The sequence below is a fragment of the Streptosporangium amethystogenes genome (assembly GCF_000721075.1).
GTDB lineage: Bacteria > Actinomycetota > Actinomycetes > Streptosporangiales > Streptosporangiaceae > Streptosporangium > Streptosporangium amethystogenes.
Window position 1 is genome coordinate 109,350 of the sequence record NZ_JOEQ01000030.1, and the last position, 18,794, is coordinate 128,143.

Consider the following 18,794-nt stretch of genomic DNA (forward strand, 5'->3'; position numbering starts at 1 on the left):
GTCGCCACCCCGTTCACGCGTGCGCGACGACCGGGAACCTCGGGTGTTCGAACGGCTGGTTGACGACCAGCCCCAGGCCGTCGGTCTGCCCGTACGGCATCCCGGTGTAGAGCGCGTCCGCGTCGAAGTAGGTGACCGTGAACGACAGCCTGGCGCTGTCCCTGCGGTTGGCGGCCGCCCCGTGGACGGTCAGCGCGTGGTGCACGGTCGCGTCCCCGGCGGCGAGGTCCAGTGGCGGGGAGGTCTCCAGTTCCTTCAGCCACGGGTGCTGGCTGAGCTGGTCGTCGCCGTCCCTGGCGAAGGAGCGGCCCAGCAGGCCGTACCGGTGGGAACCGCGCAGGAACCGGAGCGAGCCCATCTCGGCGGGCACGTCCACCAGGGCCAGCCAGACGGTGAGCATGGCCGAGCGGTCCATCGGCATCCATGGGAAGTCCTGGTGGAACTCGGTGGCGCCGTGCCCGCCGTCCGGCTCCTTGATCAGCAGGTTGGTCACCTGGATCCGTACCCCGGCCACCCCGTGCAGCAGCCGGGTGGCGCCGCGGCCGAGAGCCGGGGCGAAGGCCAGGTCCCGGAAGTGCTCGTCGGTCTCGGCGATGTCCCTGGACTGGCCGAACGCCTGGTCGACCTTGGAGGTGACCACCCGTGAGCGCTCGGCGAGGTGTTCCCGGGCGCGGTCGCGGAGCAGGGCCACGTAGCCGCCTTCGACCAGGCGTGGCAGCCTTACCCAGCCGTTGTCCGCGAAGAAGGCGACCTCGTCGTCGGTCACCTCGCGGACCAGGTTGTCGTCAGCCATTGGCTCAGTGTCGAACCTCCCGGCCGCTAAAGCAAGCGCTTGGTAATAACAGCCGCCTTTCCGCGCCCGGACGGCACATCTATGCTTAGCAAGCGCTTGGTCAAACAGAGGGGATGCCGATGGATCGCCCGTTCCGGTTCGCCGCCGTGATCCGCGAGGCCACCTCGGCCAGGGCCTGGGCCGAGGCGGCACGCCGCCTTGAGGGCTCGGGCTTCGACGTGCTGCTCGTCCCCGACCATCTGGTCGGTCCCCGCTTCGCGCCGGTCGCGGCGATGACCGCGGCGGCGTGCGCCACCAGCCGCCTGCGGGTCGGCACGCTGGTGTTCGCCAACGACTTCCGCCACCCCGCGGTGCTCGCCAAGGAGGCCGCCACCGTCGACCTGCTCTCCGAGGGCCGCCTGGAGCTGGGCCTCGGCACCGGCTGGATGGCCGCCGACTACGCCGGTGCCGGGCTGGCGTTCGAGTCGCCGGGGGTCAGGGTGGACCGGCTGGCCGAGGCGATCACCGTGCTCAAGGGGCTGTGGGCGGACGGCCCCTTCACCTTCCACGGCAGGCACTACCGGATCACCGCCCTGGACCAGACCCCCAAGCCCCTGAGCCGCCCCCACCCTCGGCTGTTGCTCGGCGGCGGTGGCCCGCGCATGCTCGGGCTGGCCGCCCGCGAGGCCGACGTGATCAACCTCGGCATGCGGGTACGCGCCGACGGCACCGGCCCCGATGGCGGGGACGGCGGTCTGGACGCCTTCCTCGCCAAGATCGACCTGGTACGGCGGGCCGCGGCCGGCCGCTACGACCGGATCGAGCTCGGCACCAGCGTGCAGCAGCTCGGCGTCCGCAAGCGGGACGAGCCGTGGAGCGCCGCCGACTCCTCCCGGCAGGACGAGACGCCGCAGGTGCTGCTCGGTACCCACCGGGACATCGTCGACAAGCTCCGCCACTGGCGCGACACCCACGACCTGTCCTATTTCGTGCTCCACCACGAGCGCGACCTGGACGCCTTCATCCCGGTCGCCGAGGAGCTCGCGGGCCGCTGACCCGTGACGCCCCCGGGGCCCGGGGCGTGGGCGACGGAGCCCCGGCGGCATGATTGGACATCATGGACCAGATGATTCTGTTGCGGCACGGCGAGACCGAGTGGAGCCGGGACGGCCGGCACACCGGGCGTACCGATCTACGGCTGACCGCCGGAGGCGAGGAGCAGGCACGGGCTCTGGCCCCGCTGATCTCGGACCGGACGTTCGGCCTCGTCCTGGTCAGTCCGGCCCGTCGCGCGAGGGACACCGCCGAGCTCGCCGGGATCAAGGACTACGAGACAGATCCCGACCTGTGGGAATGGGACTACGGCGGCTACGAGGGCATCACCACCCTGGAGATCCGCGAGAGTCGCCCCGGCTGGCACCTGTGGCGTGACGGCGTCGTCCCCGGCGACGCCGAGCACCCCGGCGAGAGCGCGGAGCAGGTCGGCGCCCGCGCCGACCGGGTGATCGCCCGCGCCCTGGCCGCGGACGGCGACGTGGTCCTGGTCGCCCACGGACACTATCTGCGGGTACTGTGCGCCCGCTGGCTCGGCCTGCCACCGACCGACGGCCGCCTGTTCCGCCTGGACACCGGCACCTACTCCCGGCTCGGCTTCGAGCGCGACGAACCGGTCGTCCTCACCTGGAACGCCCCGGTCCTGCCCGCCGCCTAGGTCGGGGAGAGGCGGGAGCCGGGGAAGGGCGCCAGCAGGGTCTCCCGCCACGGGCCCGCCAGGAACTCCCGGGCCCGCCTGCTCCAGTCGAGCAGCCGGCCGTCCGGCTCCACCTCGTCGTCCAGGCCGAGCGCCGCGTCCCTGGACCGCTGAAGCGCCAGGTGGTCGTCCAGCGTCATGCCCCAGACGGTGACGACCTCGGTGTCGCAGAACAGGACCTCGTACAGGCCGATCGGGCGGTGACCGTGGTCGGCGAGGACGGGCGCGCGCTCCTCGCGGACGGCGTCGAGGTAGTCCAGCGCGGCCCCGGGCCGCACCTGGGCGCTCTCGAACAGGTAGAACGGGGCCGCGTAGCCCTCGGCGGTGATGTCGGCGAGGGCCGGGCTGCCGCGCACCGCGCCCAGTGGCCGGGAGAAGGCGGAGAAACGCAGGTCGTCGATGTCGGAGAGGAAGAGCCTGCCGTCGACGCCGTCGTAGATGTTCATCATCTGCCGCCAGCCGCCGTCCCAGCCGCCGTGGCAGTCCCAGAGTGTGACCGCCTTGAACTGGGGATGGCCGGTGATGCCGACGGCGTAGAAGGCGCCCACCAGGTCGATGTCCCTGGACCTGATCGACAGCCCCCGGGTCAGCTCCGGGGTGTCGAGGACCTCGTCCTCCTTCTTGTAGCGGGTGAGCCAGGTAAGGTACTCCAGCGGCCTGCGGGAGTTCATCGGCCGGAAGTCGACCTCTTCGACCAGGTAGATGCCTCGCCGCACGGTAAGCGCCTCCTCAAACCAAGCGAATGCTTGGTTGAACACTAGTTGAGAAGGATCACGCCGTACAGCGTGGAGATCCGGGTCGTCGCCCGCGCCGCCGCGGTGGACGGCGAGGCCGTCCCGGTCGCCCACGGGCACTTTCCGCGGATCCTGTGCCCGCGCCGGCTCCACGAAACCCACCGTGCCTCAGCCATGTCGCGTCCGCTGTGCGGCGTGGTGGGCGGCGAGTCCCGCCCTGTCGAGCTTGCCGTTGCCGGTCAGGGGAAACGAGTCGAGCAGTTTCACCCTGTGCGGCACCATGTGACGTGGCAGCGACAGTCTCGCGTACCCCTTCACATCGGCTTCGGTGACCGCACCCGGCGACGCGGAGTCAACGTAGGCCACCATCTGGGGCTCCCCGATGGAGGTTTTCTCCACTACGCACGCGACGCCTCTCACGCCTGTCATCCCGCTGAGCACCGACTCGATCTCACCGAGCTCGATCCGGAACCCCCTGAGTTTGACCTGTGTGTCCCTGCGGCCGATGTAGTAGAGGTTTCCCTCCTCGTCACGCGTTCCCCAGTCGCCGCTGCGGTAGTGGCGTGATCCGGCCGGGCCGGTGACGAAACGGCTCGCGGTGAGATCCGCGCGTCCCAGGTAGCCGTGGGCGACCCCGCCCCCGGAGACCCAGATCTCCCCTGGCTCGCCGACACCGGCCTCCGCTCCGGTGGAATCCCGCAGGCTGACCGCGAGATGGCCCAGGGGTCGCCCGATGGGCGTGGCGGACTCCGGCGCTCGGGCGAGCGACTCGGGGGACAGAAGGCAGTGCGTCACATGAACGGTGGTCTCGGTGATCCCGTACATGTTCACCATCTGGGCTCCGCCGAGTTCGGCGCTCCACCACAGTTCCAGGTCCGGCGGGCACATCGCCTCACCGCCGAAGACCACGTATCTGAGCGCGGGCAGGCGAGTGCCCGAACGTACCAGCTCCCTGACCAGATAGCCGAACACCGACGGCACCTGGTTGAGGACGGTGACACGTTCGGAGAGCAGGGTGGAGATCATCGCCTTGGGGTCCACGACGACCTCCGCGGCGGGAACCAGCAGCCGGGCACCGTGCGACAGCGCACCCCACATCTCCCACACGCTGAAGTCGAAGCTCAGTGAGTGGAACAGGACCCAGACATCGTCCGCGTCGAAGGAGAAGACCTCGTCGGCGGCGTCCATCAGGCCGAGCACGTTGGAGTGGGAGACGACACAGCCCTTGGGAGCGCCGGTGGACCCGGAGGTGTAGATGACGTAGGCGGTGTCCGGAGGGACCTCCAGGGCTCCCGCCGACGCCCGTTCCACGATCCGGAGGGGACCGATCTCAGCGAGCACGGACTCGCCGTCCATCGGCAGGTCCGTGACGATGAGACGCACACCGGCGTCGGCCAGGATCTGGTCCTGGCGTCTCTCCGGATACGCGGGGTCGATCGGGACGTAGGCGCGATCGGCCATCATGATCCCCAGCGGCACCGCGACGGCGTGGTGGGTACGACCGACCCTCGCCGCGACGAGCCGATCCTCCGCGAGCCCGCGCAGCTCTCCCTCGACCTTCAGCGCCAGGGCTTCCAGTTCCCCGTACGTGAGCTCGCCGTCGGTCCCCCGCACTGCCACGCGCGAGGGGTGTGCTCCGGCCACGGCCTGGAAACGCGTATGCAGCCGTTCTTCTCGCATCCCCGCACCTCCTTGGTGATCGTTGTGTGTTTCGAACCGCATGTCAGCGGGGCTTTCGATGGGACGGGGGCGCGGCGTGTCCTCCGTCGCGTCGAACCGGGGAGTCCGTTCGGCGAGGCCGTGTGCGGCCATGGCCTCACGCACCGGCTCCCGTGCGGAGGCGTCGGCGTGCAGCGGCAGGAACCCGCCGCCGCCCGTGCCGAAGAGCCTGCCCCCCGGCTCCGGACGATCGCGCGTCCCGGCGGCGCGAGCGACACCGGGCGGGCACACTCCCGCGCGACTCCCGGCGGCGGCCGAGTAACGCCGCGGCCTCCCGGGTGTCTCCCTCGCGGGGCGTCCAGCACAGCGGGGAGAGGGCTTTGAGGTCGTGCGGGCTCCTCTCGACCTCCCGGTCCCCCGCGGCCATCCGCGCGCTCCGCTCGGCGAGAACCGTCCCCCCGTCACGGACGGCACCGGTGCGGAAGAGCAGGAGTTCTTCATCGAGACGGGCGCGTACCCTTCCCGTTTCGATATCGAAGCTCACCCCGTCGACGGCTGCGATGTTGTCTTTCTCATTTCGCCGGGAGTTCCGCGACCGACACCTCCTCAACCGGATGGTGCGGACTTTTCCCAGATCCTCGGCGTGAACTCCGGAAACCGTCACGCCACCATCGGAAAGGGAGCCTTTTTCGTACTCCTGTGTCCACCCCCGCGGGCGCAGTCGACATGGGACAGCTTGGACCGAGCGGCGCCGCAGAGCGACCTGCCCAGCGGCGCTCCTCGCGTTCTTCCGGCCAAGACCACTTCATGAGCTGCGGCGACAGGGCGAAAAGGCCCATGCTCCTCCCGGGCCGGGAGCAGCGCCGGGAACAGGAGAGGGGTCCGGTCGGCACGGGTTCCGAAAGTCCAGACGGCATCCGTCACTCGTTTGCGGTAGTTTTCCGCGCACCCCCCAGTGCTTTCACTCATCTTCGGTAAGAGCACGATCCCTCCGCTTCCTTTTCCATTTGCCCACCGATAGAGATCGGCGACGGAAAGCCGGGATCAGGTAGAGGCCCCGAGCGCTCTCACCGTCATTTCGGGAAGCAGCGATCACGCTAGTGGGCGATCCTGTGAAAATCTTGTAACATGCTTGGGTTTGGCTTGGAGCCCAGGAGGGGCGTGCCGCTCAGGACGCCACGGCGACAGAAGGCACCGGAAACGGTGGGCATGCCGGGTGAGCGCCCAGACCGCACCCGCCACCTGAGGAAATGCACCCTCCGGGCGGCCCTGCCGTCAGAGTCCGGCCAGGAGGAGACACGGGACGCGGGTGGAGACGATCTCCTGCCGCGGACGCGCGAAGCTCCACCGGGTGGGGGTGGATTCGCCGACGAGACGACGGGCCATGAGATCGTTCACGGCCAGGCGGATCATGGCTTCGGATCGGGCGGAAGGGCCTCGCGGCCGCGGCCGGACGGCGGTGCGGCATCACATCCGAAAGCGACAGTTCTCCGGAAGGAGAAACGGGGCGATAGCCATAAAGGCATCAAAAACCCTCTGACCGGTTGCCAGACCGGTCGAGGAAGGGGACCTTCTCGTGGTGCGGAAATGCCCGTTCAGGCGGCCGCCGCGGCGGGCTGCGGCCCTCGCCCCGTCAGCCATTCGAGGACCCGGCGGTGACCGTGGCAGGCGTCCTCGAAGTGACCCCAGCGCCAGTAACGTGGCTGGTCGCGCACTCCGGTGACCCATGTGCGGTAGGACACCGGAGTGGGCGCACCCTCCCCCGTCGCCGCCGAGGCGACGCCGTAAGTGCGGATCACGACGCGCCCGCCTGGCGCGAACAGCACGTCGTCGGCCACCGGGTACAAGGTCATCTGGTCGAGCACGGCTTGAGCCCCCAATCGCTGTGACCTCAAACTCTTCCGTGCCGTTCCACTCTCCCGGTTACGCCACCGGCGCGGCCCGGTTAACCCGGCGGCTCTGAGGTAAAAACGGTGTTACACCGTTAAACCGTCGAACTCCCCATCCTTCACCCCGAGCACCAGGGCACGAATCTCGTCCCTGGTGTAGATCAGGGCAGGCCCCTCGGGAAAACGCGAGTTTCGGACCGCGATGCTGCCATCCGAGAGTTCGGCAAGCTCGACGCAGTTACCCGTCGAGTTGCTGTAGCGGCTCTTGCGCCAGCTGGCCCCGGCAAGGTCAGTGGCCGGCATGCCGTTGTAGGTCTGCTCCATTTACATCTCTCTGAGAAGGTCGCCGAGGATCTCGGCGGCGCCCCCGGGCGTGGTGCTTTCCACGCACAACTGCTCCATGGCCGTGAGGTATGGATCGATGTCCTCACGTTTGTCCAGGTAGAGGGCACCCCAGAGCTGCTCGACATAGACGACGTCCGACAGGTCGGACTCGGGAAACCGCAAGATGCTGAACGCGCCACCCTCAGCCGCGTGCATGCCGAATCGGAAAGGCATCACCTGGAGGGTGATGTTGGGAAGCGTGGCCACTTCCAGCAGGTGCTGGATCTGCTCACGCATCGTCTCCTTACCTCCGATGGGACGCCTCAGGGCCGCCTCGTCGATGACCGCCCACAACCGGGGGCCGTCCTTCTTCGTCAGGCGATCCTGCCGCTGCATGCGCATATGCACACGACGCTCGATCTCCGCCTCCGGCGCGTCCGGGTAGCCCAACCGGATCACGGTGCGCGCGTAGGCGGATGTCTGCAGCAGGCCGGGAATGAACTGCACCTCGTAGGTGCGGATCATGTTCGTCGCCTCCTCCAGCCCCACGTAGGTGGTGAACCAGTTCGGCAACAGGTCGCCGTACTTGTGCCACCAGCCGGGGGTGTTCGCCTCGCGGACCATCTCCAGCAGGCCGCGCCGTTCTGCGTCGTCGAGTACGCCGTACAGGGTGAGCAGGTCTTCCACGTCACGCGTCTTGAAGCCGACGCGGCCGAGTTCCATACGGCTGATCTTGGACTCCGAGGCGCGGATGTGGAATCCCGCTACCTCACGGGCGAGCCCCTTCTCCTCACGCAGCCGGCGCAGACTCGCGCCGAGCATGATGCGCCGGACAGTGGAACCGGTACCGGGCGGATCCATGGACACGTGATGCTCCTTGCTCGCTTTCCTGATCGACAGTCTGTCACTTCGCGGCCGAAGAATCCCTGGCCACGATCAAGATCCCCTTTCGTCCAAAATTACCCAATAACCGGTAACGGTAGCGGTTGCACACACCTTATGCACGTGCATTCGCTCTTGCACCTGCACGGGAGTTTGCACCATGATTGCGACCGTGCAGTCCGCCCAAACCGCGCCCCCTCGAACGTCAACGTCATGGACGGCGCTCGACTGGTGGCCCCCCGCAGGCTGGTGGCCCGATTCCGCGCGCGATCTTCTCCCCGGATCCCCGGCGGTCATGGCCAGCGCCACCTTCGTGCTCCCGCCACACGCCGAGTCCGTCCACTCCGCCCGCAGCTTCGCGACGGGCACCCTCACCGGCTGGAACCTCGGCGAGCTGGGCGAGAACATGGAGCTGGTCGTCTCGGAACTTGCGACCAACGCCCTCAGACACGGCCTCCGGCTCGCCGAGTCGCGTGCCAGGGAGCCGATCCGGCTCTCCCTGATCCGGCGGAGCAATCTGGTCACCTGCACACTCAACGACCCGGGAGCCGGCTTCCCCGCGCTCCGCGATCCTTCGCCACTCGACGTCGGCGGCCTCGGACTGCACATCGTCGAGTCACTGAGCCTCCGCTGGGGCTGGGCACCGCTGGCCCCGTACGGCAAGATTGTCTGGGCCGTCCTGCGGACCGCCCCTCGTGAGGATCCCGCCCCCCTCGACCGCCCGTAGACCCCGAACGCCCACCCCGCTCCTTCACGACCTCCACCGACCTCTTCCGGACGGCGCCGCCTCTTCCCCTTTAGGGCGCCGATCGGTCCCGGGGCCGCCACTCCTCCCTCCCGGCGGCCCCGGGACCGGTTAGAACCGGATGGAGACCTCATATAACGCGTCGCATTCTGCGCGGTAGACGCCGTCAGAGATGCCCTCTGCATTACCGTGGATGTTTATGGCTCACGGAGAGTCCCCGCGCGAGATTCCTGAGAGAGCTGCGAGATGGACGATCACCTGCTCGGCTGGTTGAAAACCCTCGACGAAGAACGGCTCGCCCGAGTTCTGGCCAACCGGCCGGACGCCATCGCCCCGCCGTGGCCGCGCCGCCTGGACACCCTGGCGCAGCGACTGGGCAACGGGTTCGCGGTGATGGAGGTCATGCGCGGCCTGCCGCTGCCCTCCCTGGAGGTGGCGCAGGCCACGCTGACCCTCGGCGAGCAGGCCGGGCCGGAGACGGTGGCCCGGTTCATGGGCGTGTCCGAGGCCGAGGTGGCGCCCTGGCTCGACCTGCTGTTCGACCATGCCCTGGCGTGGCCGGACGCCGAGGGCCGTATCCGAGTGGCCGAGGGGCTCGCCCGCTGGTGGACCGCCCCCTGCGGGCTCGGTGAGCCGCTCCCCGACTACCTGAACTCCTGGACGGTCAGCGCGGACGCGCTGCGCGGGCTGGCCAGGGCCCTGGGCCTGCCGCACAGCCCCAAGCGGCGTACGGTCGCCAGGGTCACCGAGATCCTCTCCGACCCGCACCAGGTGACCGCGCTGCTGCAGAAGGCTCCCGAGGGTGCGAGGCGGCTGCTTGAGGAGTTCGCCTGGGATGGCCCTGTCCGCGACGTGGACGGCGGCGAGTTCGTGGTGCCGGGGTCTCCCGAGAAATGGGCCACCGATCACGGGCTGCTCTTCCGCCCCAGCTGGAATGTGGCCGAGATGCCCCGTGAGGTGGCGCTCGCACTGCGCGGTCCCGACTACCACCCGCCCTTCACCCCCGTACCGCCCGACCTCGCCACGCTCCCCGTCGACCCCGAGGCCGTCGACCACCTGATGACTCTGGCCGCGCCACACGTGGTGGAACGCTGCGCCGCCATGCTGGAGAACACCGCGAAGTTCCCGCTGCCGCTGCTCAAGGCAGGCGGGGTGGGTGTGCGCGAGGTCCGGCGGGTGGCCAAGGACACCGGCTGCGACGAGGACGAGACCCGGCTGCTGCTGGAGGTCTGCGCGGTGGCCCGGCTGCTGGCCTGGGACGACTCCGCCGGCGGGCTGGTGCCCACCGAGAAGTTCGACCGCTGGCGGCTGGACGACGCGGCCGCCAGGCTCAGGGTGCTGCTGTCGGCGTGGTGGCGGATGGAGCGCTCGTCGCTCCGGAAGGTCGACGGCAAGTACGGCACGGTGCTCGGCGACGATCCCGCCGGAGCCATGGTCGCCCGCGCCCGGCGGGCGGTGCTCGGCGTGCTGGCCCGCCTGCCCGCCAGCACCGCGTGCGTCGATCTGGCCGGGCTGGTCGAGTCCGCGTACTGGCACGCCCCGCTGCTGGACCGGTCGCTGCTGGCCGAGTGCGCTCCCGCCGTGCTGGAGGAGGCCCGGATGCTCGGGCTGGTCGCCCTCGACACGATCACCGATCTCGGCCGCGCGATGGCCGGTCTGGACGCCTTCCCCGGCGACGAGATCGACGACTCCGCGCCCCTGGTGGAGAACGACCCCGTGCTGGTCGAGTGCTCCACCAGGGCGCTGGCCAGCGTGCGGCGGAGCGCGCTCTTCGGCGCCGACCTCACCGCGGTGGTGACCGGCCCGCCCGCCGGCGAGCTCGCCGAGCTGCTCGACCGGGCCGCCGAGCGCGAGTCGCGCGGCGCGGCCTCGGTCTGGCGGTTCACCCCGGCCAGCGTGCGCCGGGCCATGGACACCGGCTACACCGCCGAGGGTCTGCTGACGGACCTCGCCGAGGTGGGCAGGGTGCCGCAGCCCCTTGAGTACCTGATTCACGACGTGGCCAGGCGGCACGGCGAGGTCACGGTGACCACCGTCGCCTGCATCGTGCAGGCCTCCGACCCGGCGCTGCTGGCCGAGATCGCCGGGCATCGGCGGCTGAGCAGGCTGGGCCTGCGGCTGCTCGCCCCGACCGTGCTGGCCAGCGCGATGCCCGCCGACAGGACCCTGGCGGCGCTGCGGGAGAACGGCTACGCGCCGGTGCCCATCGAGGACACCGGGGAGATCACCATCCGCAGGGCCCGCGTCGAGGAACCGCGGAACGGGCGGCTGATCCTGCTGCCCGGGGGCCGGGTGGCCGAGTTCGAACAGCCCCCGTACCCGCTGGTGGAGCCGCCGCCGGACCCCCGCGAGCACGCCCAGCGCCTGCTCGTCGCCGAGGGCCAGGCCGCCCAGTCCGGCGGCAGGACATGGGCTGTCATCGGCCGCATGGCCTCCCGCCTGCCGACCGCCCAGCAGTCGCTGCTCGGCTTCGTCGTCGATCGGGGCGTGCGGGCGGCGATCACACTGACCGACGGCCTGACCGCCACCATCAGCCACGGCGAGCTGCGCAGCGGCGTGCTCGACGCGTGGTGCGAGGAGGCGGGCGACTACCTGGAGTTCCCGCTGGCCGACATCATCGAGGTCCGCGGCGCCTACGCCTGACCCCGCCCGCCCCGCGGAGCCGAGCGCGTGGACCGGTGCCTCCGAGATCCGGCTGATGCGGTGAACATGAGGTGTGGCCGGGTTTCCGGTCGTCGTCCTGCCGAAGCCGCCGTCGAGGACCCCGGGCCGCCGGACTAGAGCTTCTTGGCCTTGACCAGGTCGGCCAGGAGCTTCTCCAGCACGTCGGCGTAGCCCTGGTAGCTGTAGCGCTCCTCGGCGTGCCAGGCGTAGACCTGCCCGGCCTTGACCGCGGGCAGCTTGGCGAAGGTCGGCTTCTTCTTCATCTCGTCGATCCGCATCGACTGGGTGCGGGCGTCCACCAGGATCACGTCCGCCTCGTAGGTGTCGGCGTTCTCCCAGCTCAGCGTCTCCCAGAAGCCCGCCTCGTCGACCTTGTCCGGCACCACGACGTCCAGGCCAAGCTCCTTGAAGTAGCGCACGTCCGCGTGGTCATCGGGATTGACCACCCACATCGTCTCCGGGCCACCCGACATGACCAGGATCTTCAGGTTCCTGGTCTCGGGGGTGACGAGCGCCTTGGCCGCGGCGTCGAACCTCGCCTTGGCCGCGGTCACCTCGGAGGCGTTGAGGTCCGCGCCGAGGGCGGCGGCCACCTCGCCGTACTTCCCGATGATCTCGGGCAGCGACCTGCCGACCAGGCGGACGCCGAGGGTGGGCGCCACCTGCTCGATGGTGGAGGTGGACTTCTCCGGCACGTACCAGAGGGTGTCTCCGGTGTACATGCCGCTGACCAGCAGGTCGGGCTGGAGCGAGATGTACTTCTCGACGTTGAACTCGTCCCACACGTTGCCGATCGACTCGACCTTGGTGATGTCGACATTGCCGACCTGGGGGTCCCTGGTCCCGTCCTTGAGCTTGTGCGGACCGAAGACCGCGACCGGGCGGACCCCGAAGTCCCAGAGCGCGGCGGCGGCGCCGACCTGGGCGACGACGCGGACAGGGCGCTCGGGCCGCTCGATCTTCTTTCCGCGGTCGTCGGTGAAGGCCCACGGACCCGCCGCCGACGAGGAGGCAGCCGGAGAGCCACTGGCCACGGGTGCCGTCTCGGTGCCGCTCCCGCACGCGGCCAGGGCGAACACGAGGCCGAGGCCGACAGCCATGAATCCTCGCCGAGGAAGGACAGGTAGGGACATTTCGCTCTCCAAAGGATAGGCTTACCTTAATGGCTATTTCATTAGATTAGCCTTACCTTAGCTATACCGACAGAGAGGGGGACCGGTGAGCAGGGCCGGTGTGGCCACGGCCGCGTCCGAGACGGCCGGGGAACCGGACGGCACGCCGCCGCCGTCGGCGAAACGGCGTACGGCCGCGCTGGCGGCCGGACTGCCGGCCGCGCTGGCGATACTGGTGCTGCTGGCGCTGATCAGCATCGCGGTGGGATCGCGCTCGGTCCCGCTCTCCACGGTGCTGGACGCGCTGCTCGCCCCCGACGGGTCCACCGACCACACGGTCATCAGAGACCTGCGCGTGCCGCGGACGTTGATCGGCATCGGAGTGGGCGCGGCGCTCGGCCTGGCCGGCGCGCTGATGCAGAGCCTCACCCGCAACCCGCTCGCCGATCCGGGACTGCTGGGCGTCAACCAGGGCGCGGCGCTCGGTGTGACGGTCGCCATCGGGCTGCTGGGCCTGAGCGACCCCGCCGCCTACGTCTGGTTCGCGTTCGCCGGCGCGGCCGCCGCCGCGGTGCTGGCCTACGCGCTCGGCTCCGCCGGACGCTCGGGCGGCGGCCCGGTACGGCTCACGCTCGCCGGTGTCGCGCTGGGCATGGTGTTCAACGCCGCGGCCTCGGCGATCCTGCGGGCCGACACCGCGACCTTCGACCGGATGCGGTTCTGGCTCACCGGTTCGCTGGCCGGGGTCAGCGCCGACGTGGCGATCCGGCTCGCCCCGTTCCTCGCGACCGGCCTGGTGCTCGGGCTGCTGATGGCCAGGCCGCTCAACACCATGGCACTGGGCGACGAGGCGGGACGCGCACTGGGCGTGAACATGGCCCGCACCCGCGGGCTGACCGCGCTCGCGGTCACCCTGCTGTGCGGGGCCGCCACCGCCGCCGCCGGGCCGCTGTGGTTCGTGGGCCTGGCCGTGCCGCACGCGGTACGCGCCGTCACCGGCCCCGACCAGCGCTGGGTCCTGCCGTACACCGTCGTGCTCGCCCCCGTGGTGCTGCTCGGCTCCGACATTCTCGGCCGGGTGGTCGCCGCCCCCGCCGAGGTACAGGTGGGCATCATGTGCGCGTTCGTCGGCGCCCCGGTGTTCATCCTGCTCGCCCGCCGCCGGAGGCTCGCCGCGCTATGAAGAACCCCCTTCCGGCACGGGCCTCAGAAACCCGCCGCACGGACCCGTATATGAACCAGGCACGGACCTCAGAGACCCGCCACATGGACCTCTCGTGATCGCCCCACCGTCGGCCCCCGCCGGGAAGAGTGGCCGCCCCACCGGGCCTCCGCCGACCGCCCTGCGCCTGCGTTCCTGGTCTCTGCGGCTCTCCCCGCGCGGCCTCGTCACCGGCACCGCCATCGCCGTACTCGGCCTGGCCGTCAGCCTGGTCGCGCTGTCCGTCGGCGAGTTCACGGTCCCCATCCGCGACATCGTGGCCGCGCTGTTCGGTGAGGGACCCCCGGTCGCCGAGCTCATCGTGAACCGCCTGCGGGCACCGCGCATCGTGACCGGCCTGCTGGTCGGCGCCGCGTTCGGGCTGAGCGGGGCGATCTTCCAGAGCCTCACCCGCAACCCGCTCGGCAGCCCCGACTTCGTCGGCCTCACCTCGGGGGCGGCCACCGGGGGCATCGCCGCCGTGGTGCTGGGCGGCAGCGCCTGGCAGATCGCGGGCGCCTCGCTCGCCGGGTGCGTCGCCGGCGCGCTGGCCGTGTACGCCCTGGCCTTCCAGCGCGGGGTGCAGGGTTACCGGCTGATCCTGGTCGGCATCGGGGTCAACGCACTGCTGATCTCCGCCGACTGGTACATGCTGACCCGCGCCGACATCAGCGACGCGGCCACCGCCGGGGCGTGGATCACCGGCAGCCTCGGCGGGCGCGGCTGGGAGCACGCGATCCCGGTCGCGTGTGCGATGGCCGTGCTCCTGCCCGCCTGCGCCTGGCTGTCGCGCCCGCTGCGGATGATGGAGATGGGCGACGACTCTGCCAGGGCCATGGGCGTCCGCGTCGAGCCGGTGCGCGCGGCGGCGATCGCCGTCGGCGTGCTGCTGTGCGGCGTCGCCACCGCCGCCACCGGACCCGTGATCTTCGTGGCGATGGCCGCTCCCCAGCTGGCCCGGCGGATCAGTCGTTCCCCCGGCGTCACCCTGGTCATCTCGGCGCTGACCGGTGCCACCCTGCTGGTCGGCGCAGACCTGGCCGCGCAGCGCCTCTTCGCGCCGGTCCAGCTGCCGGTGGGAATCATGACCGCCGCGATCGGCGGCGTATACCTGGTGTTTCTCCTGCGGAGGGAACGACGTTGAGACTGTACGGCACCGGCCTGACCCTCTCCTACGACAAGCGCGTGGTGGCCAGAGACCTGGACGTCACGATCCCCGACGGGTCGTTCACCGTGATCATCGGCCCCAACGCATGCGGCAAGTCCACGATGCTGCGCGCCCTGGCCCGGATGCTCAAGCCCCGCGCGGGAGCGGTCCACCTGGACGGATCCGTGATCACCTCACTGCCCTCCAAGGAGGTGGCACGCAGGCTGGGCCTGCTGCCGCAGAGCTCGATCGTGCCCGACGGCATCACGGTCGCCGACCTGGTGGGCCGGGGCCGCTACCCGCACCAGCGGATGATGCGCCAGTGGTCCCGCGAGGACGAGGCCGCGGTGGCGGCGGCCATGGAGTCGACGGACGTGACCGAGCTGGCCGACCGCTGCGTGGACGAGCTCTCCGGCGGCCAGCGCCAGCGCGTCTGGCTGGCCATGGCGCTGGCCCAGGAGACCCCGATCCTGCTGCTCGACGAGCCGACCACCTTCCTGGACATCGCCCACCAGATCGAGGTGCTCGACCTCTGCGCCGACCTGCACGAGCAGGGCAGGACCCTGGTCGCCGTGCTGCACGACCTGAACCAGGCCTGCCGCTACGCCACCCATCTGATCGTGATGCGCGACGGCCGGATCGTCGCCGAGGGCGACCCCTCCACGATCGTCACGACCGACCTGGTACGGGAGGTCTTCGAGCTGCGCTGCGAGATCATCGAGGACCCGCAGAGCGGCACCCCGCTGATCGTCCCCGAGACCCGCCGCCGCGCTCCCGTCAGGACATAGGGCTAGGCCTCCAGCGCCACCCGGCGGGCCAGGCCCAGCGGGAGACCGCCGGAACCCGCCAGTGCGTCGTGGAAGGCGCGCAGGTCGCCGCGGCCCGCGGCCAGGTAGTCGTCGCGGATGCGGTCGATCTCCAGTGCCCCGGTCAGGTAGGAGGGCGCCTGGGTGGGCCACGCGCAGTAGCGGTTGACCTCCCCCTTGGCCGTACCGGGGGTGAGCGAGGACCTCGTGGTCATGAACTTCTCGGCCTGCTCGATCGTCATGTCACCGCAGTGCAGCGAGGTGTCCACGATGATGCGGGCCGCCCGGAAGAGCCGGAAGTCCAGGTGGGCGAGCTCCTGGGCCGGAGTGGTGAAGTAGCCCTGCTCGTGCATGAGCTTCTCGACGTACAGGCCCCAGCCCTCGACGAGGTATGGGGTGCGGAACAGCCTGCGGGCCCGGCGTGGGTTGCCCGCCATCCAGGACAGGTGCCAGTGGTGACCGGGGTACGCCTCGTGCACGGCGATGGAGGGCATCTGGGCCCTGGCGTTGGTGCGCAGCCGCTGGCGGACCTGCTCCCCGGTGAAGGAGGACGGGGTGAAGGGCACGAAGAAATGCCCGATCCTGGAGGTCGACAGGGGCGGCGGCGGCATGTAGGAGGCGACCGCGAGGATGGGCCGCTGGAACTCGGGCGACGGGACGACCAGGCACTCCTCGCCCTCGGCGAAGGTCACCAGGCCGCGCTCGCGGACGAACCTCCTGGCCCGCTCCGTCTCGGCCTCGTACTCGGCCCGCATGTCCGCCAGTGTCGGCGCGTGGTCGTCCTGGAGCTCGGTGATGGCCGCGTGCCAGTCGCCCGAACCGCCGTCCAGCCGGGCGGCGATCTCGCGCATCCGCGCGTCCAGCTCGTCGTAGGCCGCCTGCCCCCGCCTGAGCAGCTCGTCGGCGCCGTAGCCGAGCATCTCCCGCTCGCGCAGCAGCGTGGAGTAGAGCTCCTCCCCCATCCGCCAGGTGCCCTCCGCCCGGAAACCTTCGAGGAACTCCACCAGCTCGTCGAAGGCCGCCGCCGCGGGCTCGGCCGCCGTGGCCAGCCGGGCGCGCAGCGCCTCGTCGGACACCTGGCCGGGGACCGTCTCGGTGAGGAAGCGGCGAGCGGTCCGCGCCTGGCCCAGCCCCCGCTCGATCAGCAGCGGGGCCGCCAGCGCGGGGTCGAGGTTGGCCCGGCAGGCGGCGATGACGTCCGGCACCTCGGCCAGCCGCGCGACGGCCGCGTCCACCAGTTCGGCCTCACCGGAGAGCCGCTGCAGGAACGGGCTGAACATCGAGGAGAAGATCGGGCCCACGTAGGCGGCCGGGTCACGCCGCCAGAGCGGCCACGACTCGTACGCGATACCGCCGCGCAGCGTGGACATGACGAGTTCCCGGTCGATCTCGTCCTCGAAGTCTCCGGCGTCCCGGGCCCCCTGGAATCGTTCCAGCCGGCGACGCGACTCCCGCTCCCTGGCGAGGATGCCGGCCTCGGTGAAGTCACCGAGGGTCCTGTCGTACCCCGGCGCGCCCGCGAGGGCGGCGTAGATGGGATTCTCCGCCAGGTACCAGTCCAGAAATTCGCTTACCAGCTCGGGGGACGTCATACCGCGAGATCCTACTTCTCAGGCGATTTCACCACCGATGTGGTCACCGTCCGGCCTTTGCCCCCTCTGCGTCCACGGACAGGCAGGCGCGGCTCCGCTGTTCCCATAAACTTCATGATGTGGGTGACCCGAAGTTCGAGATCCAGATGCTCCACGACCGCGTCATGGTCAAGGTCGAGCAGGAGTCAGAGGAACGGCGCAGCACGGCCGGCATCGTCATCCCGGCGACGGTGAAGATGGCCAACCGCCTCGTCTGGGGTGAGGTCTGCGGCGCGGGCCAGAACGTCCGGGCGGTCAAGGTCGGTGACAAGGTCCTGTTCAACCCCGAGGACCAGTACGAGGTCGAGGTCCACAGCCAGATCTATCTGATCATGCGCGAGCGCGACCTGCACGCCATCGCCACCCCGCAGACCGACAACGGCACCGGCCTCTACCTCTGAGCTCCACGGAGGACGTCACCACCGCCCGGTTCCGCTGAACCGAGTCGTCCCCGCCGGATGACCGGCCCGCTTTCCGGCGCGGGGTCCGCCCATGCGTGAAAGAGAGCCCGCCCTCGGGCCGCACGGGATCATTTCCGGGTGTATCCGAGATAGAGCTTGTTGTTCCAGTCCTCGGTGGAGAAGGCGGCCAGCACCCGCGTGGTCTTGCCCTTGAGGGTCGACAAGACCACCTGGTAGTGGTTCCCGGAGGGGACGACCGCGATGAAGTGCTTCTCGTCCCACCATCCCCACAGGGCCTTCGGCCGGATAGCGGGCACCTTTGCCGCGAGCTTGCCCGAGGTGCGATCCCAGACGCAGACGTGCTCGGTGTAGCTGGACGGGCACCAGGTCATCAGGCCCTTGCCCGAGGGGGTGAAGGCATCCTCACCACCGGCGGGCCTGCCGGTCTTCGCCAGGGTGCGGCGGACCGTGCCGTCCGGCCCGTAGAAGCGGGCACCGCCCTGGTACTCGGCCACCACCTCGGTGCCGTCGGAGCTCCAGCGGAACCGCGCGGCCTTGTCGACATCGGCCACGGTCACCGTCTTGGCGCTCTTCGCGGACACGTCGACGACCACGAACCCGGAGGTCACCCACGCCGAGCCGCTCTTCCGCTCGGTGGTCAGCACCGCCTTGCCGCCGTCGCGGCTCCAGTGCACGTAGTGCGCGACGAGCGGTTTGCGCACCGTACGGATCCGGGTGCCCTTGGAGGTCGCCAGGTCGAGCAGGACGACCGAGTCGTAGCCGCTCTTGTAGGAGGTGGGCACCGCCAGCGCGCTGCCCCCCTTCGGCGCGACCGTGATCTCCTGGTAGGCGGCCTGCCGGGTGAACCCGTCACCCCTGCGCAGGTAGGTCATCTTTCCAAAGGAGTACGACGTCACCCTGAGCGGGTCCGTGGCGTCCTCCCGTACGGTGACCCGGGTGCCGGGCAGCACGGTGTCGACGGGTGCGGCCTCGGCGTGCGCGGCCGCGGAAAGCGGAAGGATCATCGAGGCCGGCACGACAAGGCAGCCGAGGAACCGGTAAATCCCAGGAGTCACG

The 18,794-nt window shown here is 70.3% G+C and carries 19 protein-coding genes; 8 read left to right on the forward strand and 11 right to left on the reverse strand.

The features are described 5' to 3' along the window. Positions 1 to 13: 13 nt before the first annotated feature. Positions 14 to 793: a phytanoyl-CoA dioxygenase family protein gene (locus IG98_RS47590; protein ID WP_051753269.1), complete on the reverse strand. Its 780-nt coding sequence runs from the start codon at positions 791 to 793 to the stop codon at positions 14 to 16. A 119-nt stretch (positions 794 to 912) separates the two neighbouring features. On the opposite strand from IG98_RS47590, the gene IG98_RS0133115 reads away from it, so the two are divergent. Then, positions 913 to 1,827, forward strand: coding sequence for a TIGR03621 family F420-dependent LLM class oxidoreductase (locus IG98_RS0133115; protein ID WP_051753270.1), 915 nt, complete (start codon positions 913 to 915; stop codon positions 1,825 to 1,827). 62 nt (positions 1,828 to 1,889) lie between these two features. Beyond that, on the forward strand, positions 1,890 to 2,483 hold the full coding sequence (locus tag IG98_RS0133120; RefSeq protein WP_030921364.1) for a histidine phosphatase family protein: 594 nt from the start codon (positions 1,890 to 1,892) through the stop codon (positions 2,481 to 2,483). Here IG98_RS0133120 and IG98_RS0133125 read toward each other — a convergent pair. The 7 genes from IG98_RS0133125 to IG98_RS0133150 all read right to left on the reverse strand — a co-directional run bounded on the left by IG98_RS0133125 (position 2,480) and on the right by IG98_RS0133150 (position 7,989). After that, positions 2,480 to 3,238 (reverse strand): hypothetical protein, encoded by a 759-nt coding sequence (locus IG98_RS0133125; protein WP_030921367.1) that lies wholly within the window; start codon positions 3,236 to 3,238, stop codon positions 2,480 to 2,482. The genes IG98_RS0133120 and IG98_RS0133125 overlap by 4 nt on opposite strands. 41 nt (positions 3,239 to 3,279) lie before the next feature. Then, positions 3,280 to 3,432, reverse strand: coding sequence for a hypothetical protein (locus IG98_RS51080; protein WP_157594656.1), 153 nt, complete (start codon positions 3,430 to 3,432; stop codon positions 3,280 to 3,282). Beyond that, a complete protein-coding gene (locus tag IG98_RS0133130; RefSeq protein WP_169750226.1) occupies positions 3,425 to 4,936 on the reverse strand; it encodes an amino acid adenylation domain-containing protein in 1,512 nt (503 codons plus the stop codon). The genes IG98_RS51080 and IG98_RS0133130 overlap by 8 nt, the downstream gene beginning before the upstream one ends. Positions 4,937 to 6,190: 1,254 nt before the next feature. Continuing rightward, positions 6,191 to 6,313, reverse strand: coding sequence for a hypothetical protein (locus tag IG98_RS54425; protein WP_281178559.1), 123 nt, complete (start codon positions 6,311 to 6,313; stop codon positions 6,191 to 6,193). Positions 6,314 to 6,510: 197 nt separating this feature from the next. Beyond that, positions 6,511 to 6,768 (reverse strand): hypothetical protein, encoded by a 258-nt coding sequence (locus tag IG98_RS0133140; protein WP_245651823.1) that lies wholly within the window; start codon positions 6,766 to 6,768, stop codon positions 6,511 to 6,513. Between the two features lie 123 nt (positions 6,769 to 6,891). Continuing rightward, the gene (locus IG98_RS0133145) at positions 6,892 to 7,128 is read right to left on the reverse strand and encodes a DUF397 domain-containing protein (RefSeq protein WP_030921376.1); all 237 of its coding nucleotides are present in this window, start codon (positions 7,126 to 7,128) and stop codon (positions 6,892 to 6,894) included. Then, the gene (locus IG98_RS0133150) at positions 7,129 to 7,989 is read right to left on the reverse strand and encodes a helix-turn-helix domain-containing protein (RefSeq protein WP_386311309.1); all 861 of its coding nucleotides are present in this window, start codon (positions 7,987 to 7,989) and stop codon (positions 7,129 to 7,131) included. A 316-nt stretch (positions 7,990 to 8,305) separates the two neighbouring features. Here IG98_RS0133150 and IG98_RS45575 point away from each other — a divergent pair, with 316 nt between their 5' ends. Together IG98_RS45575 and IG98_RS0133160 are read left to right on the forward strand one after the other, a co-directional pair. Further along, positions 8,306 to 8,737, forward strand: coding sequence for an ATP-binding protein (locus IG98_RS45575; protein WP_063766330.1), 432 nt, complete (start codon positions 8,306 to 8,308; stop codon positions 8,735 to 8,737). 264 nt (positions 8,738 to 9,001) lie between these two features. Beyond that, a complete protein-coding gene (locus IG98_RS0133160) occupies positions 9,002 to 11,398 on the forward strand; it encodes a helicase-associated domain-containing protein (RefSeq protein WP_030921383.1) in 2,397 nt (798 codons plus the stop codon). Between the two features lie 134 nt (positions 11,399 to 11,532). Here IG98_RS0133160 and IG98_RS0133165 read toward each other — a convergent pair whose 3' ends face one another. Next, positions 11,533 to 12,519: an ABC transporter substrate-binding protein gene (locus tag IG98_RS0133165; RefSeq protein WP_245651824.1), complete on the reverse strand. Its 987-nt coding sequence runs from the start codon at positions 12,517 to 12,519 to the stop codon at positions 11,533 to 11,535. A 118-nt stretch (positions 12,520 to 12,637) separates the two neighbouring features. Here IG98_RS0133165 and IG98_RS0133170 point away from each other — a divergent pair, with 118 nt between their 5' ends. The 3 genes from IG98_RS0133170 (at position 12,638) to IG98_RS0133180 (ending at position 15,667) form a co-directional block, all read left to right on the forward strand. Continuing rightward, on the forward strand, positions 12,638 to 13,714 hold the full coding sequence (locus IG98_RS0133170) for a FecCD family ABC transporter permease (RefSeq protein ID WP_245651825.1): 1,077 nt from the start codon (positions 12,638 to 12,640) through the stop codon (positions 13,712 to 13,714). Positions 13,715 to 13,808: 94 nt separating this feature from the next. After that, on the forward strand, positions 13,809 to 14,876 hold the full coding sequence (locus IG98_RS0133175) for a FecCD family ABC transporter permease (protein WP_245651826.1): 1,068 nt from the start codon (positions 13,809 to 13,811) through the stop codon (positions 14,874 to 14,876). Continuing rightward, positions 14,873 to 15,667, forward strand: coding sequence for an ABC transporter ATP-binding protein (locus IG98_RS0133180; protein WP_030921405.1), 795 nt, complete (start codon positions 14,873 to 14,875; stop codon positions 15,665 to 15,667). Before IG98_RS0133175 ends, IG98_RS0133180 begins: the two co-directional genes overlap by 4 nt. Before the next feature lie 2 nt (positions 15,668 to 15,669). Here the strand turns inward: IG98_RS0133180 and IG98_RS0133185 are convergent, their stop codons facing one another. Further along, positions 15,670 to 17,277 (reverse strand): DUF885 domain-containing protein, encoded by a 1,608-nt coding sequence (locus IG98_RS0133185; RefSeq protein ID WP_030921407.1) that lies wholly within the window; start codon positions 17,275 to 17,277, stop codon positions 15,670 to 15,672. Between the two features lie 119 nt (positions 17,278 to 17,396). Between IG98_RS0133185 and IG98_RS0133190 the strand changes: the two genes are divergently transcribed. After that, on the forward strand, positions 17,397 to 17,717 hold the full coding sequence (locus IG98_RS0133190; protein ID WP_030921410.1) for a GroES family chaperonin: 321 nt from the start codon (positions 17,397 to 17,399) through the stop codon (positions 17,715 to 17,717). Positions 17,718 to 17,845: 128 nt separating this feature from the next. Here IG98_RS0133190 and IG98_RS0133195 read toward each other — a convergent pair whose 3' ends face one another. Beyond that, positions 17,846 to 18,793: a TolB-like translocation protein gene (locus tag IG98_RS0133195; protein WP_157594657.1), complete on the reverse strand. Its 948-nt coding sequence runs from the start codon at positions 18,791 to 18,793 to the stop codon at positions 17,846 to 17,848. Between the last annotated feature and the right edge of the window lies 1 nt (position 18,794).